Here is a 20687-nt window from a genome sequence, read left to right as displayed (position 1 = left end):
TCGCCGCGCTGGAAGCTGAACTCAATGAGACGCGCACGGGACTCGAAGCCGAACTCAATGAGACGCGCACGGCACTCGAAGCGGAACTCAATGAAACGCGCACCGCGCTCGAAGCCGAACTGAACGAAACGCGCACCGCGCTCGAAGCGGAACGTCGGACAAGCGCGGCGCGGGGCGAGGAGGCGTCGGTTCAACTCAACAAACTGCAGCGCGTGGCGCGGGAGCGCGAAGAGGCCCGGGAACAGGTGAGTGCCGTGACCGCGGCGAAAGCGGCCGCGCTCGCTGAACTCGACAAGGTCTCGCAAGATGTGGCGGCCGTGAGCGCTGAACTCTTCAAGGCTTCGCAGGATGCGTCGGCCGCGAAGGAACGGGCGGAGGCCGCTGAGCAGCACGCGGCGACGTTGCAGCAGCGCCTCGCGGAAGTCGAGCAGGCGAAGTCGGCCGATGCGGAACGATGGACCGAGGAGGCCAGCGCGGCTGCGTCGCGGGCAGAAGCCGCCGCGGCCGAGGCGAACGAAAGCGTCGCGCGGATCGCCGCGCTGGAGGCCGAACGCGACGAGGCGCGCGCCGCGCTCGCGGCAGCGCGACAGGCGGCGCGCAACGAAGAGTCCGCGACGGCGGAAGAGATCGCCGAATTGCAACGCCAGATCTCGGCGCAGGCCAAAGCCCATGAGAAGGCCTTCAACGAGCTTCGCACGATTGCTGAACAGTGGGTGGCGCATGCCAAAGACCTCAAAGGTCGACTCGGTTCGGCCCAGGAAAAATTATTGTTCATCGACTCGCGCAGCACGGGAGAAGTGGCATTGATCCGGAAGCTTTCGTCTGAACTCGAGCGGCTCAAGCCTGATAGTGAACTGGTGTCCCGGGACATGCAGCAAAAGCTGATCGGCGCGACGATGGCCGAGCGACTTTCGCAGAAAGGTTACCGGTACGACCCGGCGACCGCGGTTATGTCGAAGGTCGAGCGGTGAACTGCGTGGATCCGGGTTCTCAAGAGATGGGCTTCGCCAATCCGCGGAAGAGCGGCGACCCGTTCAAGCCGCCGCTTCCGACTCGGTGATATGCCGCACGATAGTCGCGTTGACTTTGTCCGCATGCGTGAGCGGCCCCATGTGTCCCGCGCCCTCGACGATGGCGAGACGCGCCGCGGGCAGCAGCATCGGCAGCCGCTCGGCAATCGCGCGAGTCGGGACGGGCGCGTGCTGGCCGCGCATGATCAGCGCCGGCACACGCAGGCTCGTGTACGCGCTTGCGGGCGTGCGTTCGTCGAGCAACGCGCGGAAGTCGAGCGGCGCCTTCGGCGCCCAGCGTGTGAGCGCGGCCTGCACCGAGGGCCGCAGCGCTTCCCATGAACCCCCGCCGCCCCAGTAATCGACGAACGAAGCCGCCGCGCCTCGATAGTCGCCACAGCTCACGCCTTCGGCGGTGCGCTTTGAGATCGCGACGATTTCCGCCAGCGCATGCGCGCCATGCGCGCCCATCACCTTCAGCAGATGAAACGCCGAGGGCTCGTAAAGCGCGAGGCTCGCGATGCGCTCCGGCCGCTCCACGGCCGCGCGCAGCGCCACGCCGCCGCCATATGAGTGGCCAACGAGATGGACCTTGCCGCGCGTGGCGTCGATGATGCCGATGGTCCTCGCCGCCTCGTCGGCGAGCGTGAACGCGCGCTCGCCGCTCCACGGGCCCGTGCTATCGCAGCCGTAGTGCTCGGGCGCGACGAACGCGTGGCGCGAGCCGAGGGCCTCGCCGAGCTTGCGCCATTGTGCTGCTCCAGAGCCGGAGCAATGCAGTGCGATCACCGTCGTTGCGGGAGAGAGGATTTGCGATGCGATGGTGTTGTTCATGTCGTTCATGGAACTCAGAGTTGGGTGCACGGCTGCCGGACAGGGGAGTCTCTACCGTCGGTGCAGCGCGCGCTGGTTTGTCTTCTCAGCCGTCAATGTCCATCGCATGCATACGGCGTTCGAGCTCACCGATGTCGACGGCGGACGCGAGGTACGCGTCCCGACGGCTGTGTTCAGCGCGTTCGAGCGCCTTTCTCAGCAGCAGGAAAAGGTAGATGAACATGATGTCCTCCAGTCGGTGACCTGATCGATTGCGTATCGGCGTGAACGCGGCGCGAACGGTGTGCGATATGCGAGTTCCAGGCGTGCATTCGGTGGGGGCGCATCCGGGTTCGACGGATGGGCCTCGTGCTACGACTGGACGATGGATCTTGCAGAGTCCGTGCCACATTTCAGCAAGCTATGTCTGGCGCGCGTTGAGCGGCTTTGCGAAGAGGCGAGTCGGGCGAAACGTCGGAGCGCGGCCAACACGTTGTGCAGCGAAAGTCGGGTTGGGCTCAACACTTAACGGCGAAGCGTGAACGCCTGTGTTCGGTCAATCCCACGAGCAGACTTGCTTCGCCGCGCGCGCGGACGCGGCGAAGCTATCGAGCTGTGGAGAACGGCATCTAAACGGACAGACCAAGCGCCGACAAAACGAACCGGACACTGAAGAAACACACTGATGAGCACAGCGGCACGGCAACCAGCACCGAGCCATGCCGAAGACCCATCAGGCAGGCCAGAGACCAGAGGCGCAAGCCGGAGCTGACCAAAGCGGCGACGCTACGCCTGACCTTGTTCATGATCGTTCCACCACGACTTCGAGGTACTCGCTGGGCAGCACGAGTGTCGAGTCGCCCGACCGGTTGTGGCTCCCGATCAACGTCAACAGATCGCCAAGCAGCCCCGCCTGCCGCTCAACCTCGAGTGCGGCAAATGCCTTGTTCACCGGTCCATAGTACGTGCGGAACACCTCCACGAAGTGCGCCGGCGAACGATAGCGAAACGTGAAAGAGCGGCGGGTCGCGGCGATCTGCCGGGCGTGTGCGTCGAACAGCGTGTGCAGCCGCGCCTCTGTCCCCCAGAGCGCTGGCGACACCACGCCTGCGGGCGGCGTGATGTACTTGCCGATTGTCTTGAACACCTGCCCGATGAAGCTCTCCGGCGTCCAGTTGGCGAGACCGATCCGGCCACCCGGCTTGCACACGCGCGCGAGTTCGGTTGCCGCCTTCTCCTGATCTGGCGTGAACATCACGCCGAATGTCGACATCACGACGTCGAAAGAGGCGTCCGCGAACGGTAGCGCTTCGGCGTCCGCTTCCTGGAACTGCACCGGGAGCCCTTCCGCTTGCGCACGCGCTCGCCCCGACTCCAGCAGTGAGGCGACATAGTCGGTGGAGGTGACGTCGCACCAGCGGCGCGCGGCCGCAAGCGTCGCGTTGCCGTTGCCCGCGGCAACGTCGAGCACGCGGCTTCCGGCGCGCAGGTCGAGCGCTTCGCAAAGATTTTCTCCGACGATCTGCAGCGTGGTGCCGACGACGGCATAGTTGCCGGTTGACCAGGTGGCCTGTTGACGAACCTTAATGGCAGCGAAGTCTGCGACGGGCGAAAGAGAGGAATCGACGGCGGACATATAAAACTCCTGAAAGGCAAAAAGGGCAGCGATGCGGGAATGCATGGTTTTGCTGCCTGTGCTGACGGCGCCGCGAAATTTCACCAGGAGCATGTCCGCGCGACGATCGGACAAATCGAAAACGGATCCGTGAGGCGGACCGGCTACTCAATGACGCGAATACCGGATCCACCCAATTCACGCGGCAGATCTTTTAATTTCGGCAGGCCATCGTTCATCGGCAGGACCGACTCCGGGTAGTGAACATGCACCCCGGCTTCGTACGGGAAATCCGTTATGACGGCGGCGTACACGTCGATGAGGCCGAGTCCTGGGTGCTCAGTAAAGAGATGTCCACCGCACGACCTGCACCATTTGCGGTAGCTGTGCGGCGTCTTGTTGTAAGTGCCGATATCATCCGCGCCGCGAATCACGTTCAACGATTCAGGCTTCCAGAGCGTGAATGCATTGACGGGACCGCCCGACCATTGGCGGCATGACTCGCAATGGCAATAGCCCATTCCCGCCGGTTCTCCACTCACCGTAAATTGCACGGCACCGCAAAAGCATTGACCACGATGGGTATTTGCGTGACTCATGTCGGTATCCTGATGATGTGTTAATCGAACATTCCACGGTTCGTTGTCGTGGGTTCGCGTGAGTGCTAGTATCGGGACGCAAGCTGCATTGATATATGACCAGGCGTCCAGATGTTTTGCGCAGGACGCCGAAATTGATGGACGCTTTCATGGATGCTCTTTCGGACGTCCTTCGCCACGTGCGTCTGGGCGGAGCGGTTTATCTAAACGGCGAATTCACGGCACCCTGGTGTGTTGCCGGCGAAGCGACGCCGGCGTTGTACGCCACGTTTCTGCCGCGCGCCGAACGCATCGTCTCTTATCACCTCATCACAGAAGGAAGCTGCTGCGCCCGCCTCGTCGACGATCCCGCCTTTTCGATCCGCGTCGATGCGGGAGAACTTCTGGTCGTGCCGCAAGGTGAAGCGCATCTGATGGGCAGCTCGTTCGAACTGCCGCCCGCACCCACGGACGAGATGCTGTCGAGGTATCTGAAAACCACACCGGGCGAAGTGATGGAGTTGAGCTACGGCGGCGGCGGAGCGCGTACGCGTCTGATTTGCGGCTTTCTTGCCTGCGACGATACGTTGACGAATCCGGTGCTTTCGGCGCTGCCGCGCATCTTCAAGGTGGACATGCGCAACGATCCGCAATCGGCGTGGCTCGAGTCATCGTTAAAGCTTGCGGCAGTTGAAGCGGGCGAGGGGCGCGTGGGCAGCGCGATCGTGCTCGCGCGTCTGTCGGAGTTGCTGTTTGTGGAGGCTGTGCGGCGTTGCATCGACGCATTGCCGGACGATCGCAAGGGCTGGCTCGCGGCCGTCGGCGATCGTTCCGTTGGCCGCGCGCTCGCGCTGCTGCACGCGCAGCCCGGGTACGGCTGGACTGTCGACGAACTCGCGCGCAAGGCAGGCCTCTCGCGTTCGGCACTGGCGCAGCGCTTCACGCAACTGCTCGGGCAGCCGCCAATGCAGTATCTGGCGCGCTGGCGTCTGCAGATCGCGGCGCAGGAGTTGCGCACCGGCACGCGCTCACTCGCGGCCGTCGCGGAGCGGGTGGGGTATGAGTCGGAGGCGGCGTTTAACCGCGCTTTCAAGCGCGAATTCGGCATGCCGCCCGCGAGTTGGCGACGCAGTCATGAAATCACGGGCGGCCGGGATTCGGCGTCCGGTGCTGACAATTTCAGCGAACTCTCAATCGATCCAATTGCAGCGGGTTCCGTTTCGCCGGCGCAAACGCAGCCGGTATGCCGCTAGGCAAAGCGTTTCCCGCAGCCGCGACACACTCAATCCTCTGATGTTCAGACGGCGGGCACTCCGCTTGCTGCGGTATCCCTTGCGCGTGCGTGATGCAAGCTCGACGCTCGCCCCCCAAACGCTCCATGACGCGGCCATCAATCGCAACGGGCCGCGTTTTCTGCTTCCGTCCGCAATCGGGCGCGCCGATTCCGGCCGCTCGCCCCATGTCGTGCCATGAGGAGAATGCATGATGCAACAGACCGCCTCCCCCACTCACACTCCGCAACAGCGCGCTGAGCCCGACGCAAACCGAACCGTTCTCCAGCCTTCCGCCAACCTGACGATGTCGGTCGAGCTGATGGTCAACGGAGACGCCTACACACTGTCGCTCGATCCGCGCACCACGTTGCTGGATGCGCTGCGCGAGCATCTGCATCTCACCGGCACCAAAAAGGGCTGCGATCACGGCCAGTGCGGCGCGTGCACAGTGCACGTGAACGGTCGGCGCGTGAATGCATGCCTGTCGCTGGCCGGCACGCACGCCGGCGACGAAATCACCACCATCGAAGGGATCGGTCAGCCCGATGCGCTGCATCCGATGCAGGCTGCGTTTGTAGAATGCGACGGCTACCAGTGCGGCTACTGCACGTCGGGCCAGATCATGTCCGCGGTCGCGCTGCTCGATGAAACGGTCGGGCCCCGCGATGCCGAAGTGCGCGAAGCAATGAGTGGCAATCTGTGCCGCTGCGGCGCCTATCGGAACATCGTCGCGGCGATCCAGCGCGTGCGCGGCCAGGCCTGAGGAGCGCCATCATGGAAATGTTCCAGTTGTCGCGCGCCAACGGCGTGCGTGAGGCGATCGCGGCGGGTGCGGCCGGCGTAACGGCCCAGCAAGGCGCACAAGTACGTTTTCTCGCCGGCGGCACGACCTTGCTCGATCTCATGAAGCTGAATGTCGAGCGGCCGGCGCGTGTGATCGACATCAGCCGGCTGCCCCTCGACGGTATCGAAGCGCTGCCCGACGGCGGCGTCAAAATCGGTTCGACCGCGAGAAACGCGGACCTGGCGTTGCATCCGCTGATTCGCGAGCCGTACGCGGTCCTGTCGCAGGCGCTGCTTGCGGGCGCGTCGGCGCAGTTGCGAAACATGGCAACGACCGGCGGCAATCTGCTGCAACGCACGCGCTGCGTGTACTTTCGCGACACCGCGATGCCATGCAACAAGCGCGAGCCGGGCTCGGGCTGTCCCGCGATAAACGGCTTCAATCGCTCACTCGCGATTCTGGGCACCAGCGACGCCTGCATTGCCACGAACCCGTCCGACATGAACGTTGCGCTGACCGCGCTCGACGCGACCATTCACGTCGAAGGGACGAACGGCGCGCGCAGCATCGCAATTGACGACTTTTTCCTGTTGCCTGGCGCGACGCCGCAGCGCGAGAACGTGCTCGACGCGGGCGACCTCATTACGCACGTGACACTGCCACCTCTGCCGGCGGGCACGCACTCGGTCTACCTGAAGCTGCGCGATCGCGCGTCGTACGAGTTCGCACTGGCGTCGGCCGCCGTGGTCGTGACGCTCGACGGTGGACGCATCCGGCAGGCGCGCGTTGCGCTCGGTGGCGTCGGCACCAGGCCATGGCATGCGCTCGAAGCGGAGACGGTGCTGCAAGGCGCGACGCCCGACGCCGCGACCTTCCGCAAGGCCGCGGACGCCGCGCTCGCGAACGCGAAGCCGCAAAGCCAGAACGGCTTCAAGGTCGAGCTGGCGCGCCGCTGCATTATCCACGCACTGACCCAGGCTACGGCCACGACCTGAACCGCCGATCGAGAGGAATGCACCATGTCTACCTTGCCCGACTCCGTGCTGTCCGTGATCGGACGGCCTCATGCGCGTGTCGAGGGACCGCTGAAGGTCAGCGGCAGCGCAACCTATACCTCCGACGTGGACCTGCCGGGGCTGCTGATTGCCGTGCCGGTGTGCAGCACGATCGCGAGCGGCCGGCTCACGTCGCTCGACATCGCGGAGGCCGAGGCGATGCCCGGCGTACACGCGGTGCTGCATCGAGGCAATATCGGCCGCTTCTACCGTATTTCCGGCAACTCGATGGAGACCGGCTATGTCGACGAAGCCCGGCCGCCCTTCGAGGACGACATCATCCGCTACTACGGCCAGTACATCGCGGTCGTGATCGCCGACACTTTCGAGGCGGCCAGCGCGGCGTCCGCGGCGATCAAGGCCGGCTACGAGATCACGCCACACGATGTGCGCGGCGAACTCGAGCCTGACGACCAGCCCCAGGTGGAGAGCGAGCGCGGCGACCCGGACGGCGCGTTCGACGCCGCGTCGGCGACGCTCGACGCAACCTACGTGACGCCGACAGAGACACACAACCCCATCGAACTGCACGCGACCATCGCGCAGTGGGACGGCGAAAGCTACACGTTTTACGAAACGACGCAGGCCATTACGGTCCACCTGGGCACGTTGTCACAGATGCTTGGTGTGCCGAAGGAAAAGATCCGCGTGATCTCACGCTACCTGGGATCGGGCTTTGGCGGAAAGCTATGGATGTGGCCGCACTCTCTGCTCGCGGCTGCGGCCGCGCGCCAGACCGGCCGCCCGGTGAAGCTGGTGGTAAGCCGCAAGATGATGTTCCAGAATGTCGGCCACCGCCCCGTGACGCAACAGCGCGTACGGCTGTCAGCGCAACGCGACGGCAAACTCACCTCGCTGCGGCACGACTACGTCAACCACACCGCCATCGCCGATGAGTACCAGGAAGGTTGCGGCGAAGTCACGCCGCTCATCTACAGCACGCCGAATCTGCGCGTGAGCTCCGGCCTCGCGCGCCGCAACGTCGGCTCTCCAACCTCGATGCGCGGCCCCGGCGCCGTGCCCGGGCTGTATGCGATCGAATCGGCGATGAATGAACTGGCGCAGGTGCTGCACATGGATCCCGTCGAATTGAGGTTGCGCAACGAGCCGAGCGTCGACGAAAGCACGGGTTTGCCGTTCTCGTCACGCCATCTCGTCGAGTGTTTGCGCACCGGCGCTGAACGATTCGGATGGTCACAGCGGACGCCCGGCGTCGGGTCGATGCAGCGTGACGGCTTGACCTTGGGCTGGGGCGTGGGCGCCTGTGTCTGGCCGGGGATGCGCTTTTCGGCTGCCGCGGACGTCGATCTTCGCGTGGATGGCAGCGCCCGGGTGGTGTGTGGCACGCAGGACATCGGCACCGGCACGTACACGGTGCTTGCGGAACTCGTCGCTGAAGAGACCGGAATTCCACTCGAGCGCATCGAGGTCGGTCTCGGCGATTCGGCGTTGCCGCGGGGACCCATTTCGGGTGGCAGCGCGGCGACGGCGTCGGTCATTCCCGCGGTGCTCGACGCGGTGCGTGCTGCAATCAAGCTGGTGTTGTCGCGCGCGGCGGCCGCCGACGGTTCGCCGTTCAAGGGCGCGGCGGAAGACGCGCTCGCATTCAGCGCGGGTCGCGTTCATCGCAAGGGTGAAGCAGCGGAGCGCGGCGTGCCGTTCGGGCAGATCCTCGAAGCAGCGAAGATGCACGCGGCGTCAGGTAGTGGCAGTGCCAAGGGCGGCTTCGACGATCCGCTCAAGAAGCGCTTTTCCATCTATTCCTACGGCGCGCACTTCGCCGAAGTCACGTGGCAGCCGGAGATCGCACAGTTGCGCGTCAGCCGCGTGGTCACGGTGATCGATGGAGGACGGATCGTGAACCCGCGCGCTGCACGCAACCAGATTGAAGGCGCGGTCGTGATGGGCGTGGGCATGGCACTGTTCGAGCACACGATCTACGACCGGCAGACCGGCGCACCGATCAATAGCAACCTGGCCGATTACATCATCGCGTCGAACGCGGACACGCCCGAACTCGACGTGACGTTTCTCGATCATCCGGACACCGTGTTCAATGAACTCGGTGCCCGGGGTATTGCGGAGATCGGCCTCGCGGGCATAGCGGCCGCGATTACCGAAGCGACCCATCATGCAACCGGCGTGCGCGTGCGGAAGTTGCCGATCATGATCGAAGATCTGCTCGCCGCGGAGATTGCCTGAGCGCAGACGTCGTCGCAACGAGTGGGGCGCAACGAGTGGACCGTTTAGCGCCCCATCACGTTTTTGCGCGCTGCATGGCGCTTGCGACCGCGCGCACCGCGAGCAGATATCCGTCGACACCCAGCCCGCAGATCACACCGCCCGCGGCCAGCGAGATCAACGAATGCCGATACTGCTCGCCCCGTTGATGGATGTTGGTGATATGCACTTCGACCACCGGTTGACGAATCAGCTTGACCGCATCCAGCACGGGTATCGACGCAAACGAAAACCCCGCTGGATTGATCACGACGGCCGCATCGTTCTCGAAGGCTTCCTGCAACCAGTCGACCATCACGCCTTCGTGATTGGTTTGGCGAAAAACGCATTCGAGGTCGAGCTCGGCCGCCAGCGCTTCAGTGCGCTCTTTCACCTGAGCGAGGGTCGTCGTACCGTACAGGTGCGGTTCGCGCTTGCCGAGCATGTTCAGGTTCGAACCGTTCAGCACATAAACAAGTGGTTTCATCTGCATTGCCTGTGTTTCAGTGAGAATGGGACCGGGTCGGCACGTGCTCCGATGAGCCAATGACTTCTTCGGTAGAGTCGACCCGGTTCATGTCGATGCCCAGCGTTTCGGGCGCGGTGAGGATCGCGATGAGAGAGATGACATTGAACGTGACGCACACCGCGACCACGCCCCACGGCGAGCCATTGCAAACGGCGAAGAGCCAGACCGCGAGAACCGGCATTGGCCCCCCGGCGACCAGATTCGCGCCGGTATAGGCAAGCGCCGAGCCTGAATAGCGCACGTTGGTTGGAAAGGCTTCGGCGAAGGCAACCGGCTGAATGCCACTCTGAAATTGGGTGAAGCCGAGAAAGAAGCCCATTGCGGCCAGCATCGGCACGAAGCTCTTCGTATCCAGAATCTGAAAGTACACGAACAGCATGAGCAAGGTGGCGATCGAGCCGATCGCCAGCGCTTTCCTGCGGCCAATCCGGTCGCTCAGCATGCCGCCGGCCAGCGCGCCGACAATTGCGCACACGTTCGCGCCCATCAGCAGCAGGAAGCCCGTCTGTTTCGGCACGCCCAGCGTTTTCGTGACGTAGCTCAACGAGAACACGACGATCAGATAAAAGATTGCCGCAGGGCCGCAGAAGAACAGCATCCAGCGCAGCACCGTGCGCCAGTGAAGACGCAGCGCATCGCGCAGCGGACTGCCCACATGAGCGACTTCGGTTTTACGGAGCGCGACGAACGCGGGTGTCTCGCTGACTCGCAGCCGGATATAGATACCGACGATCACGAGCACGAAGCTCAGAACAAACGGAATGCGCCAGCCATATTCGTCGAATGCCTGCGCCGACATGGTCGATGACAGTGCCAGCAAGACACCGTTGGCCATGATCTGGCTGAACGGCGAGCACAAGCCGAGAAGGCCGGAATATTTGCCGCGACGGTCGGCACTGGCGTGCTCGATCGCCATCAACTGCGCGCCGGTCGATTCACCACCCAGCGCGAAACCCTGCAGGATGCGCAGCACAACCAGCAGCAGCGGCGCCCATACGCCGATGCTCGCGTAGGTCGGCAGAAAGCCCATCATCATCGAGCAGGCACCCATCACGGTGACGGTGCCGAGCATCAGATTGCGCCGCCCCAACTTGTCGCCAAGGTGACCGCAAATGATCGCGCCAAGCGGTCTCGCCGCGAGGCCGACTCCAAAGGTGGCGAGCGATGCCAGCAACGCGGAGGTCGAATCCATCGATGGGAAAAACAGCTTGGGCAGCACGGTCGCGGCCAGCGCGCCATATAGCGTGAAGTCAAACCATTCGAGTGCGGTTCCGATGGCCGCGGCGGTCACCGCACGCGTGCGCATCGCCTGCTGCGCGGGTTGGTGCAATTGCTGATCCATGTTGTCTCCTGTTCCAAACCTGTGTCGGCGTCGCGGCCGGCGATCCTTGTCATGTTGGCCGCGAGTGGCATTTCTCTTGTTATGCGTTTCATGCGATGAGCACGCTGCAGCGTCCGACGAAACGGCATACTGCGCAGATTAACAGCGCCGGTGGGACGCTATTCCAACCTGGAATTGCATCCCATATCGTGCAATCATGCGTGTTCCATCGAGCAAAGGAGTCTCCATGCCGGGCGTGACCGAAAGAACCATGGCGGTGCTCGAGTTTCTCGCGACACAGATGGAAGGAACGCCACTCGCGTTGATCTCGGATCAACTCGAGATTCCGCGTAGCGCCTGCCATCGGCTGCTCGTCGATCTCAAGCAATGCGGCTATATCCGTCAACTCCGCGAGCACGGCGACTATGTGCTGACCACCAAGCTCGCGGGGCTCGGTCTCAGTTATCTCGCGACCTCCGGGATCATCGACATTGCGCAAACCATGCTCGACCGTCTGGCGGAAACATCCGGAGAGCTCGTCCGGCTGGCGATCGTCGACGGCGACAGGTTGACGTGGGTGGCCAAGTCGCAGGGGGCGCTGAAGGGCCTGCGCTACGACCCGGACATGGGGATGGACACGATTCTGTCGTGCAGTGCCACCGGTCATGCCTGGATGATGACCATGACCGACGAGCGCGCGCTCGAACTGGTCACGCGCCAGGGCTTCGGCAAGCCGAAGCAGTACGGACCCAACGCGCCGACCACCGTGAAGGCGTTGCTGGAGTTCGTCGATGCCGCCCGCGCCCGTGGCTACGCAACGATTTATGAAGTGTTCGCGCCGGGGATGACAGCGATGGCCGCGCCAGTCCAACGACGGGGTTACCCGGCGATCGGCGTCATCAGCATTGCGGGGCCCGCGGTCAGATTGACGGAGAAGCGCATGACGGTGCTCGGCCCGGCGCTGGTGGCGGCGGCCAACGAACTCGCGGCGGCCAGTCTGGCATCTCCGCTTTTTGATCGAGTGCGGTAGGGTCCCGCGCGGCCCGATCGAATCCGCCAACCGGATTGTCATCGATTCCATTGGATAATCGAACCTTTCCGCCTATCGCTCGACGCTCCGATGTCCATAACCGTTAACTTTCCCGCCGAAGTGCGCGATTGGATCGCACACAATCTCACGCGGGGTGTTCCCCCGCAGTCCATTGTGCGCGAGTTGGTCAATCAGAAGAATGCGGTCGAACTTGCAACGGCAATGGTCGATGCGGTCTCGAACTCTTTTTTATACGGCATACCGTTGCCGGGCGAGACGCTCGAAATCGGCGGTGCGCCGATCACTTATGAACCGGAGCCGCTGCGCGTGCCGGACGGACCGCTGATCCGGCTCGGCGAGCGCAAGACGCGCGTGATTGCGCGCATGCAGCGGCCCGCCGCGGTACTGCTCGACGATTTTCTGAGTGCGAACGAATGCGAGCAACTGATCGCGCTCGCGCGGCCGCGTCTGAACCATTCGACCGTGGTCGATCCCGTCACCGGCCGCAACGTCGTGGCCGGCCACCGCAGCAGCGAAGGAATGTTTTTTCGTCTGGGCGAGACGCCGCTGATCGCGCGCCTCGAAGCGCGCATCGCCGAGCTCACGGGCCTGCCGGCCGAGAACGGCGAGGGCCTGCAACTGCTGCACTACGAAGCAGGCGCCGAATCGACGCCGCACGTCGATTATCTGATCCCGGGCAACCCCGCGAATCAGGAGTCGATCACGCGCAGCGGGCAGCGCGTGGGCACGCTGCTGATGTATCTGAACGATGTGGAAGGCGGCGGTGAAACCGTGTTTCCGCAGCTAGGATGGTCGGTCGTGCCGCGGCGTGGCCAGGCACTTTATTTCGAGTATGGCAACCGTTTCGGGCTCTCCGATCCGAGCTCCCTGCATGCAAGCACGCCCTTGCGGACGGGCGAGAAGTGGGTGGCCACCAAATGGATCCGCACGCGCCGTTTCGTGCCGCGTGATCAGGCGTAGCCCGGCATAACGCCGGCATAGCGCCGGTATAAGCCGGCGTAACGACTTGCGGGGCGGCTAGACGCGCACCCCGCGCATTGCATGTCAGCGTACGAAAACTTCGTCGGCGACCCAGCCGTTCGAGGTCAGATGGATGCCTTCGCGCAACTGCATCGTGCCTTCGCCCTCGATCACGCGCTTGATCATCGGGAACACGCGCTGTGCATCCGGATTCTTGGCCCACGGAGCCGGATCGATCTTGTACGTATAGACGACCGAGGTCGCGGTCTTGCCATCTACCTGCACCGGCTTTTCCCAACCCACTACCTTGTCGAGCGTGAGCGTGGCTGCACAGAAATCGGCCGGATGCGTGACGCGCGAGGTAGCGGTCGCGACGACTTCCGGAATGTGCAGATAGTATTTTTGTCCTTCGGCCGTCAACTGATACTGGCGAGCGTTCGCAGTGATCTTTTGTCCGTTGGCGGGGTCCGTGCGTTCGACCACCATGTCCTTGCCCGTCACGATACCGAGTTTCTCGAGCACCGGCAGCTGGATCGAGTCGCTGGTACGCGAGGCGACGTCGTCCGTTGTCACGTAGATCGGCCAGTCGTATTTGGCGAGGCACAAGTGGCCCCGCTTGGCGAGAAAGTCGTTGATGGTCGCCGTGAAATTCTCGCGGCTGACGTCTTGGCTCTTGTCGTGGCAGCCAGCGAACAGGGCCAGGGCGCTCAGGGCAAGTGCGCCGCAAGCGAAGCGGGCGGCGGTGGAACGTCGCGTCATGGTTTTAGTTGCTCTGGTTAGGTTGCTAGGGTACGGATAAGACAAGGTACGCGGGCTGCCCGGAAAGGGCAGGCCGCGTACGAGGATCATCAGGATCAGTTCACGCAGGAACCGCTGGTGGGCGGCGTGGCGGGAGGTTGATAGCCATCGGTGAGCGTGTTGAGGAAGCAGACCAGGTCGCTGATGTTCTGCTGCGTCAGCTGCGGCGTCGAATGAACCGGGCGCGCCAGGGCCCCGTCGGCAGCCGTCGTGCCACCGGCGGTGGTCTGGCCTTGTCCCATTGGCAGTTCTTCGTCGATATTGCCTTGGTAAGCAGCGGGCAGATCGTTGAAGCGCTGGGCCGTCGCACCCGACGCAGCCGTCGGGAACAGCGCGTAGGACGGGTTCGTCACCGGGTGGCTGGCGTCGCCGCCCGTGCTCGGGTACCAGTATTCAGGGTTGGTGTCGCGCGTGTTGTAGAAATTGATCACCTGGACGAGCGAGTGGAACACGCCGTTGTGGAAGAACACGGTCCGCGTCGCGGCGTTGCGCAGCGTCGGTACCTTGAAGCGGCCGCAATACGGATCGGGGACATTGACGCCGGTGAACGAATCCGGACCGCCGCCGCTCGTCGTCGAGCCCGGAATGTGGATCGTCGCGTACGGTCCGCACAGGCCCATGTCGTAGTACGACGTGTTCGTGTTGGCCGGAATCGGATCCGGGTTGTCCGGGATCGACGCGTCGTTGCGCGGCGCGCCGATTGCCTGGTACGTGAAGTCGGTCATCAAGCCGACGGAGCCCTGGAAGTTGGCGCCCACGTAGTGGCAGGCCGCGCAGCCGGCGCCGTTCGTGGTGTCGTTGAATAGTTGGAGACCGCGCGTCTCGGCGGCTGTCAGCGTGCCGCCGATCTTGTTGCCGATATACAGGTCGAACTTGCTCGAGTACGTCGCGAACGACGGTTCCTCGATCTGGAACTGCTGCAGCGCGTCGCCAATGTCCGTGAACGCGGTCGTGGTGTTAGTGAACACACCCTGGCCATACACCTGCTGGAACAGCGTGGCGTACGGCCCGCTCTGCACGGCTTTCACGACGGCGTCCGGCGAGCTGTTATTCATCTCGATCGGATTGAGCAACGGCAACGCCGGCTGCGTAGCGAGCGTCGTGGCGCGGCCATCCAGCATGAAGCCGCCGCCGGGCGCGTTCTGCGTGACACCGTCCGGGTTCGCCGCGTTATCGTCGTACGGCGGCGTCATCGCCTTGTAGCGCAGCGACGGCACCGCGCGCACACCCGACTGCGACGGATCGGAGCCGAGCTGCACCGCCAGGCTGTTCGGCGGCCCGTACGCGTAGGCCGGGTCATGACAACTCGCGCACGACATGTTCTTGTTACCCGACAGGGTCTTGTCGAAGAAGATCGTTTGGCCGAGCTGCGCCTTCTGGCTTAGCGTCGAGGCTGCAGGCGCCGAGGCGCCCGATGACGGGTTTGAAGCGCCGCTGCTGGACGAACTGCCGCCGCCACAGGCGGCCAGCATCACTGAAACGGTGCAGATTACAGCAAGAGATAGCGTACGCATGGTTGGTATTGTTTTCGCCGGGTAAGTCAGTTTCCGGGCCACCCCGCGGTCGCACGAGGCGAGATGGCCTGGAAACTGTGCGAGATGTTCAGCAGAATTGCCGGGTAACGCGCAAGGCATACCCGGCATGCAGCTGCGATGGTTTCAGACCGGGGCAAGGGCGGACCCTTTCCCCGTGTGCGCGAAACTTACTGGATCGTCCAGATGTTGGTCTGGGTCTTGTCCGGACCCGGCTGGCGATTTGCTTCCTGCGTACCGATGATGTCGGCCGGATTCAGCTTCTGGGTGTAACCCGCCGGCGTGATGTACGCATGGTTCATCGGACGGACCGAGTCGAAGTGCGTATCGGCGCTGTTCGCGAGTTCCGGCAGGTTCAGGATGTTCGCCGAGATGAAGCTCTCGGTGTACTTCGAGCGAGCGATGTACGTGGACTCCTGGCCCGGTGCCGGGTCGGCGAGCTGGAACATGTCCTGCAGCGTGCGCACGAGTGCGAAGTGGCTGTACGCGTCGCTGTCCTGGATGCCCTGCACGCCATGGTTCGTGACCACACCGAAGATCGAGTTGCCGTGACCGTGGTTGCCCTTGTTGTACTGCACCGTCGACGTCTGCGAGTACTTGCCGTTCGTGAACGTGAGCGGTTCAGCGGCCGACGTTTGGCTCGGGTTCCAGCCGCAGCAAGACGTCGAGCTACCTTCGCCTTCGTCGAACATCACGACGATCGCGACATGACGTTTCGGGTTGTTCCAGATCGGTGAAGCCTGGATCTTGGTCACCACCTGCTGGACGTACGCGTCGCCACGCTTCACGAGGCTGTCGCCCGAACAGGTCGGATCGCTACCCGTGCCGTGCATGTCGTCGCACTGGTCAGGCATGATGAAGTTGACCGCGCCAACGTCGCCGTTCTGCAGGTCGGTATCGAACTGGTCGAAGTTGTAGCCCGACGGAACCGGGTACACCGACGTGTTCTGGAGCGCCGTAGCGTACTGGGTACCGAAGATCGTCCGGTTGCTGGCGAAGAATTCCGGCAGCGAACGTGCGGTCTGGTAGGCCATGCCCGGGTGGTGCTTGGTCTTGTACAGCGACGACGGCAGCTTCAGAGCCGGGCTGGTGATACCGGCAGTGACGGTACCTGGGATACCCTGGTAGCCTGCCACGACAGCCGGATCAGAGATACTGTCGGTACGCGGATCCTGACCCGGGTTCATCGACTCGCTATACGTACGCCAGGCGAGGCCGGCGCCGGACAAGCGCGTGAACAGGTTCGGTTGGTTCGCAATGTTGTGTACAGCGGTCGAGCCGGTCGGGCACGTGCCAAAGCCGGACAGATCGCCAGCATTGTTTGCCGGAACAGCGGGCGTCGCCACCAGCGGTTGACCGTCCGATGCCTTGCCGCCCGGGAACGCGACGTCCGTAAGTGCGGAAGGGTCTGTGCCGCAACCCCACCAGTTGTCGTCGGTGATACCCCAGTCGTCAGCACCGCCGAGTGCCGTGTAGTTCGGTTCAGACGGGTTGCCCGTCGAGTAATACGTCGAGAACTGGTTCCACTTGCCCGTGTTGAAGTCGAGGTTGCCCGCGATGTACGGCGCGTCGCCCGAGCCCTCGATACCGATCGTGCCGCCCGTCGTGGTTCCGATCGAACGGTTTTCGAGCATGACGATGAACACCGCGTCATAACGCGGGATGCCTTCGACGTTGAACGCAGCTTGTTGCGACTGTGCGAACGTGATCGGCGCCTGCTTCTGCGTCGGCGTAACGGTGGTCAGCGTGGTCAAACCTGCCTTACCGACGAGCGACGGATCGCCGCCGGTAACCGCGAGATTGTCCGGGTACATGTCGCCGCGATCGAGCTTGGTCGTCGCGTACGTATAGCGGTTCGTCAGTGCATTGTCTTCAAACAGGATCGCCGACTGCTCGGCGCCCGACAGCTTGTTCACGTCGCCGAGCACGTCGGCGGCCGCGACAGTCGCTGCCGAAGCGGCTACACCCGGGCCGCTCAGGCGCGTCGCGAGGTTGGCCTTCTCGGTTGCGTAGGTCGTGGCGTTCGCTTCAACCAGACGCTGCACTTCGCTCGACATCGGGCTGATCACGACGTTCGTCGCGCCCTGGTCGGCGAGCTGCGCTGCCGAAGCGCGCAGGATCATATGGCTCGGGGCGGCTGCGCCGGTTGCCGTGTTGGTCGCCTTGGTGCTCACGTCGGCGATCAGTTGGCCGGTGCCGCTGGTCTTCAGCGTGAAATGGCCGGTGGCGTCGGTCGTCGCGATGGTTTCAGTGCCATCGCACTTGCCGTTGCCGTTCGCGTCGACGCACACCGTGGCGCCAACGTAGTAGCCAGCCTTGAGCGTCGGATCGCCAGTCGTACTGCCCGGCACGAAGCCGGCGGAGGCGACGACGCCCGAGATGGTCGTGGTGGCAGCCGCCGGCGTGTTGTCGCTATTGCCGCCGCAAGCTGCCAGTACGCAGGCTGCCGCTATTGAGGTTAGAAGAGGAGTAGTACGTTTTATTGGATCTACCGACATTGTGGGGTGCCCCTGTAGGTTGCATGTACCGCTTCTTTTTTGCGCCTGCTGTATAGGCAGGCGACAGGGGATTATCGAGTCGGCGTATTTAGCTCCCGTGAATGAGAACTTTCATTAGAATTACTGGTAAGGAATATTTCTGCGAATTAAAATTGTTTTTGTCATTAAATTGGCATTTTTTATCTATCTGGTTGTGTGACCGCAATCGAAAGCGGCTTCGTTTGCTGGGGTTGACCATGCAAACGCACATTCGCCGAGAACAGTTCTTCTTATAGGTGCGTCTCGCGGCCCTGGCTTTGCGACGGTCGAGGCGTGTTCGAAGATCGAGGCGTATTTGAAGCGCGGCGATTGCGTGATCGCCACCGGGCGAGCGGCCTCGACAGACAAGCTTCAGCATTGCGCCGAAGCCTGCGCCGGCGCCCGTGGGCGCCACCAGCGAGTCCGACCAAGCCCCGACCGGGCTCCTGGCGCTGGCTTGACATCCGCGTCTGGTCCCCGCACTGGCGGTCATCTTCAACGAGCCGGCGCGTGCGTGGACCCTGTCCACGTTGGCCGATCTGTGCAGCATGTCGCGCGCCACGTTGATCCGTCACTTTCAGGACAAAGTAGGCCGCTCGCCCAACGACCTGTTGACCGATGTCCGCATGGCTTTGGCTGCCAATGAGCTGAAAAGACCCGGTGTTTCCACCGAGGTCGTGGCCGAGACCGTCGGCTATCAATCCGTGGCTGCATTCAGGCGCGCGTTCACTCAACACATGGGCATGACGCCGGCAGACTGGCGTCGTTCGGAACTGCAGAAACTGCATGCGTCGGCCACGAGTTGACGGGTTGCCGCCATGACGCGTTTGCTCCGGCTGCACTACACGCAGCGGTGGTTTCACCCCTGTTGATCAGTGAGGCCGCTCCCCTTGGTGGAGGCGCGCAATTGTACGTTCAGCAAATGCTCGCGCATGCATCGGGCCGCTGTTTCTCCATCACGGGATTTCAAGGCATTCACGACAGCCTGGTGCTGCTGGGCGAAATGGTGCCGGGTCTCCTGAGCGGCCGTTTTCGTACGCACGTCGGGTTTGACGCGCATGCCATTGATGACTTCCATCAGCGCGATGAGAGCGGGATTGCGGGTGGCCTGGGCAATCAGCAAATGGAATCGGTGATCCCATTGCTGCCACTCCTCGTCGTTGTTCGAGGCAGCGTTTTTCCGTGCGCACTTTTCCAGTTCCAGCAGATCGTCCCAACTGGCTTTGGTGGCGGCGAGTTCTGCAAGCGCGGGCTCGAACAGCAGCCGCATTTCAGCGATATCCGCCGGGCTGGTCCCCGCGCGCAGGCCACGCAGCGTGGGACCAAACTTCAGCGGCCGTGCGCCGAGATAGGTGCCGCGCCCGACACCGCGCCAGACCCGGCCCGACGCCTCCATTGAAGCCAGCACCGCGCGCAGTTCCCTGCGACTGACGCCGAGGTCTTCGGCAAGCTTTCTTTCGGGCGGCAGCGCATCGCCGTCTTTGAGTTGATGGTCGGCGATATAGCCGAGCAGACCGTCCAGTGCTGTGTTTTCCATTTCCGTGAGCCGAACCAATGAGCGAATCGATGAGTGAACCAACGACTGAACCAATGTTGATTGGTGCAAACGGTAACAGAATTACCGGGCCCTGACGCGCGGCTTCCAAAATTTTTTTTGATCCGCTTTGTTGCAGGGGGATTTCAGGTTAGCATCCGGTGAATCTAAGGGGTCCCACCTCTATTCCAGCCTTCTGTCTAGCTCGTACCTATAGTGATTGGTTCATGAACCAATCGCCGCAGATTGCACAAGGAGTCGCGCATGTCGTTTACAACCCGCCCGGAACTGATCGGCACATTCGGAATGGTGGCCTCCACGCACTGGCTGGCCAGCGCATCGGCAATGGCCGTTCTTGAGAAAGGCGGTAATGCATTCGACGCCGCCGCCGCTGCCGGTTTTGTTCTGCAGATCGTCGAGCCGCATCTGAACGGCCCTGGCGGCGAACTGCCGGTCGTCTTCTACAGCGCGCGCGAAGACCGTGTGCGGGTGCTGTGCGGGCAGGGCGTGACACCGGCGACCATGACCATCGAACGGATGCGCAAGTTGGGTCTGGAGGTCGTGCCGGGTACGGGATTGTTGCCGGCCGTGGTGCCCGGCGCGTTCGGCGGGTGGATGACCATGCTGCGCGATTACGGGCAGTTGCCGCTCGAGGACGTGTTGAGCTACGCGATCGGTTATGCGGAAAACGGCTACCCGGTGCTGCCGCGCATGACTTCGTCGATCCTCGCCATCAAGGATTTCTTCCGGACCGAATGGCCCACCTCGGCTGAACAATGGCTGCGCGACGGTGACGCGCCCATGCCAAACCAGCTGTTCGCCAATCCGGCGATTGCCAACACGTACAAGCGCATTCTGCGAGAAGCGAATGTTCGCAGCGACCGCGCCGAGCAGTGCGAACGCGCCCGCGAGGTTTTTTACCGCGGCTTCGTGGCCGACGCCATCGACCAGTATTTCCGCTCGACGCCTGTTCTCGACACCTCGGGTCAGCGCAATTACGGCCTGCTCGACGCCGGCGACCTCGCGCGCTGGGAGCCGACCTATGAAGACCCTGTTTCGTACGACTACGGGGACCTTCGTGTTCACAAGACCGGACC

Annotated in this window: 17 protein-coding genes and 2 pseudogenes; 9 read left to right on the top strand and 10 right to left on the bottom strand. The window is 63.2% G+C overall.

The window, feature by feature from the left end; translation table 11 throughout:
* Positions 1-971: pseudogene (locus tag QOC89_RS20015) on the top strand (hypothetical protein); the annotation flags it as partial.
* Between the two features lie 63 nt (positions 972-1034).
* On the opposite strand, the gene QOC89_RS20010 reads toward QOC89_RS20015, so the two are convergent.
* The 4 genes from QOC89_RS20010 to QOC89_RS19995 all read right to left on the bottom strand — a co-directional run bounded on the left by QOC89_RS20010 (position 1035) and on the right by QOC89_RS19995 (position 4037).
* A complete protein-coding gene (locus QOC89_RS20010; RefSeq protein ID WP_323046610.1) occupies positions 1035-1844 on the bottom strand; it encodes an alpha/beta hydrolase in 810 nt (269 codons plus the stop codon).
* A gap of 85 nt (positions 1845-1929) precedes the next feature.
* Positions 1930-2067, bottom strand: coding sequence for a DUF3563 family protein (locus QOC89_RS20005; protein WP_323046609.1), 138 nt, complete (start codon positions 2065-2067; stop codon positions 1930-1932).
* Between the two features lie 558 nt (positions 2068-2625).
* A complete protein-coding gene (locus QOC89_RS20000; protein WP_323046608.1) occupies positions 2626-3459 on the bottom strand; it encodes a class I SAM-dependent methyltransferase in 834 nt (277 codons plus the stop codon).
* Positions 3460-3602: 143 nt separating this feature from the next.
* On the bottom strand, positions 3603-4037 hold the full coding sequence (locus tag QOC89_RS19995) for a GFA family protein (RefSeq protein WP_323046607.1): 435 nt from the start codon (positions 4035-4037) through the stop codon (positions 3603-3605).
* 149 nt (positions 4038-4186) lie between these two features.
* Here QOC89_RS19995 and QOC89_RS19990 point away from each other — a divergent pair, with 149 nt between their 5' ends.
* From QOC89_RS19990 to QOC89_RS19975, 4 genes are all read left to right on the top strand, one after another.
* Positions 4187-5269: an AraC family transcriptional regulator gene (locus QOC89_RS19990; protein ID WP_323046606.1), complete on the top strand. Its 1083-nt coding sequence runs from the start codon at positions 4187-4189 to the stop codon at positions 5267-5269.
* Between the two features lie 229 nt (positions 5270-5498).
* Positions 5499-6053, top strand: coding sequence for a (2Fe-2S)-binding protein (locus QOC89_RS19985; protein WP_416340426.1), 555 nt, complete (start codon positions 5499-5501; stop codon positions 6051-6053).
* A gap of 11 nt (positions 6054-6064) precedes the next feature.
* Entirely contained in the window at positions 6065-7069 is a 1005-nt protein-coding gene (locus tag QOC89_RS19980) for a xanthine dehydrogenase family protein subunit M (RefSeq protein WP_323046605.1), read from the top strand.
* A gap of 24 nt (positions 7070-7093) precedes the next feature.
* The gene (locus tag QOC89_RS19975) at positions 7094-9331 is read left to right on the top strand and encodes a xanthine dehydrogenase family protein molybdopterin-binding subunit (RefSeq protein WP_323046604.1); all 2238 of its coding nucleotides are present in this window, start codon (positions 7094-7096) and stop codon (positions 9329-9331) included.
* A 55-nt stretch (positions 9332-9386) separates the two neighbouring features.
* Here the strand turns inward: QOC89_RS19975 and QOC89_RS19970 are convergent, their stop codons facing one another.
* Together QOC89_RS19970 and QOC89_RS19965 are read right to left on the bottom strand one after the other, a co-directional pair.
* Positions 9387-9836, bottom strand: coding sequence for a type II 3-dehydroquinate dehydratase (locus QOC89_RS19970; RefSeq protein WP_323046603.1), 450 nt, complete (start codon positions 9834-9836; stop codon positions 9387-9389).
* A 16-nt stretch (positions 9837-9852) separates the two neighbouring features.
* Positions 9853-11220, bottom strand: a complete 1368-nt coding sequence (locus QOC89_RS19965; protein WP_323046602.1) for an MFS transporter — start codon at positions 11218-11220, stop codon at positions 9853-9855.
* A 226-nt stretch (positions 11221-11446) separates the two neighbouring features.
* Here QOC89_RS19965 and QOC89_RS19960 point away from each other — a divergent pair, with 226 nt between their 5' ends.
* Positions 11447-12229 carry an IclR family transcriptional regulator gene (locus QOC89_RS19960; protein ID WP_323046601.1) on the top strand — a complete coding sequence of 261 codons (783 nt, stop codon included), beginning with the start codon at positions 11447-11449 and terminating at the stop codon, positions 12227-12229.
* A 90-nt stretch (positions 12230-12319) separates the two neighbouring features.
* Positions 12320-13210, top strand: coding sequence for a 2OG-Fe(II) oxygenase (locus QOC89_RS19955; protein ID WP_323046600.1), 891 nt, complete (start codon positions 12320-12322; stop codon positions 13208-13210).
* An 84-nt stretch (positions 13211-13294) separates the two neighbouring features.
* Here the strand turns inward: QOC89_RS19955 and QOC89_RS19950 are convergent, their stop codons facing one another.
* The 3 genes from QOC89_RS19950 to QOC89_RS19940 form a co-directional block, all read right to left on the bottom strand.
* Positions 13295-13969: a hypothetical protein gene (locus QOC89_RS19950; protein WP_323046599.1), complete on the bottom strand. Its 675-nt coding sequence runs from the start codon at positions 13967-13969 to the stop codon at positions 13295-13297.
* 95 nt (positions 13970-14064) lie between these two features.
* Entirely contained in the window at positions 14065-15522 is a 1458-nt protein-coding gene (locus tag QOC89_RS19945) for a cytochrome-c peroxidase (RefSeq protein WP_323046598.1), read from the bottom strand.
* Positions 15523-15710: 188 nt separating this feature from the next.
* Positions 15711-18038 (bottom strand): alkaline phosphatase family protein, encoded by a 2328-nt coding sequence (locus QOC89_RS19940; RefSeq protein ID WP_323046597.1) that lies wholly within the window; start codon positions 18036-18038, stop codon positions 15711-15713.
* Positions 18039-18466: 428 nt separating this feature from the next.
* On the opposite strand from QOC89_RS19940, the pseudogene QOC89_RS19935 reads away from it, so the two are divergent.
* A pseudogene (locus QOC89_RS19935) lies at positions 18467-18862 on the top strand (helix-turn-helix transcriptional regulator); the annotation flags it as partial.
* 53 nt (positions 18863-18915) lie between these two features.
* On the opposite strand, the gene QOC89_RS19930 reads toward QOC89_RS19935, so the two are convergent.
* Positions 18916-19593 carry a FadR/GntR family transcriptional regulator gene (locus QOC89_RS19930; RefSeq protein ID WP_323046596.1) on the bottom strand — a complete coding sequence of 226 codons (678 nt, stop codon included), beginning with the start codon at positions 19591-19593 and terminating at the stop codon, positions 18916-18918.
* A gap of 261 nt (positions 19594-19854) precedes the next feature.
* Here QOC89_RS19930 and QOC89_RS19925 point away from each other — a divergent pair.
* Positions 19855-20687: gamma-glutamyltransferase (locus QOC89_RS19925; RefSeq protein ID WP_323046595.1), on the top strand; the 833-nt coding region annotated here is incomplete at its 3' end.

Origin of the sequence: Paraburkholderia sp. (assembly GCF_034668105.1) — a bacterium.
Taxonomy (GTDB): Bacteria; Pseudomonadota; Gammaproteobacteria; order Burkholderiales; family Burkholderiaceae; genus Paraburkholderia.
The sequence above is the reverse complement of the archived record's forward strand: the minus strand, read 5'-3'. Positions and strand labels throughout refer to the sequence as shown.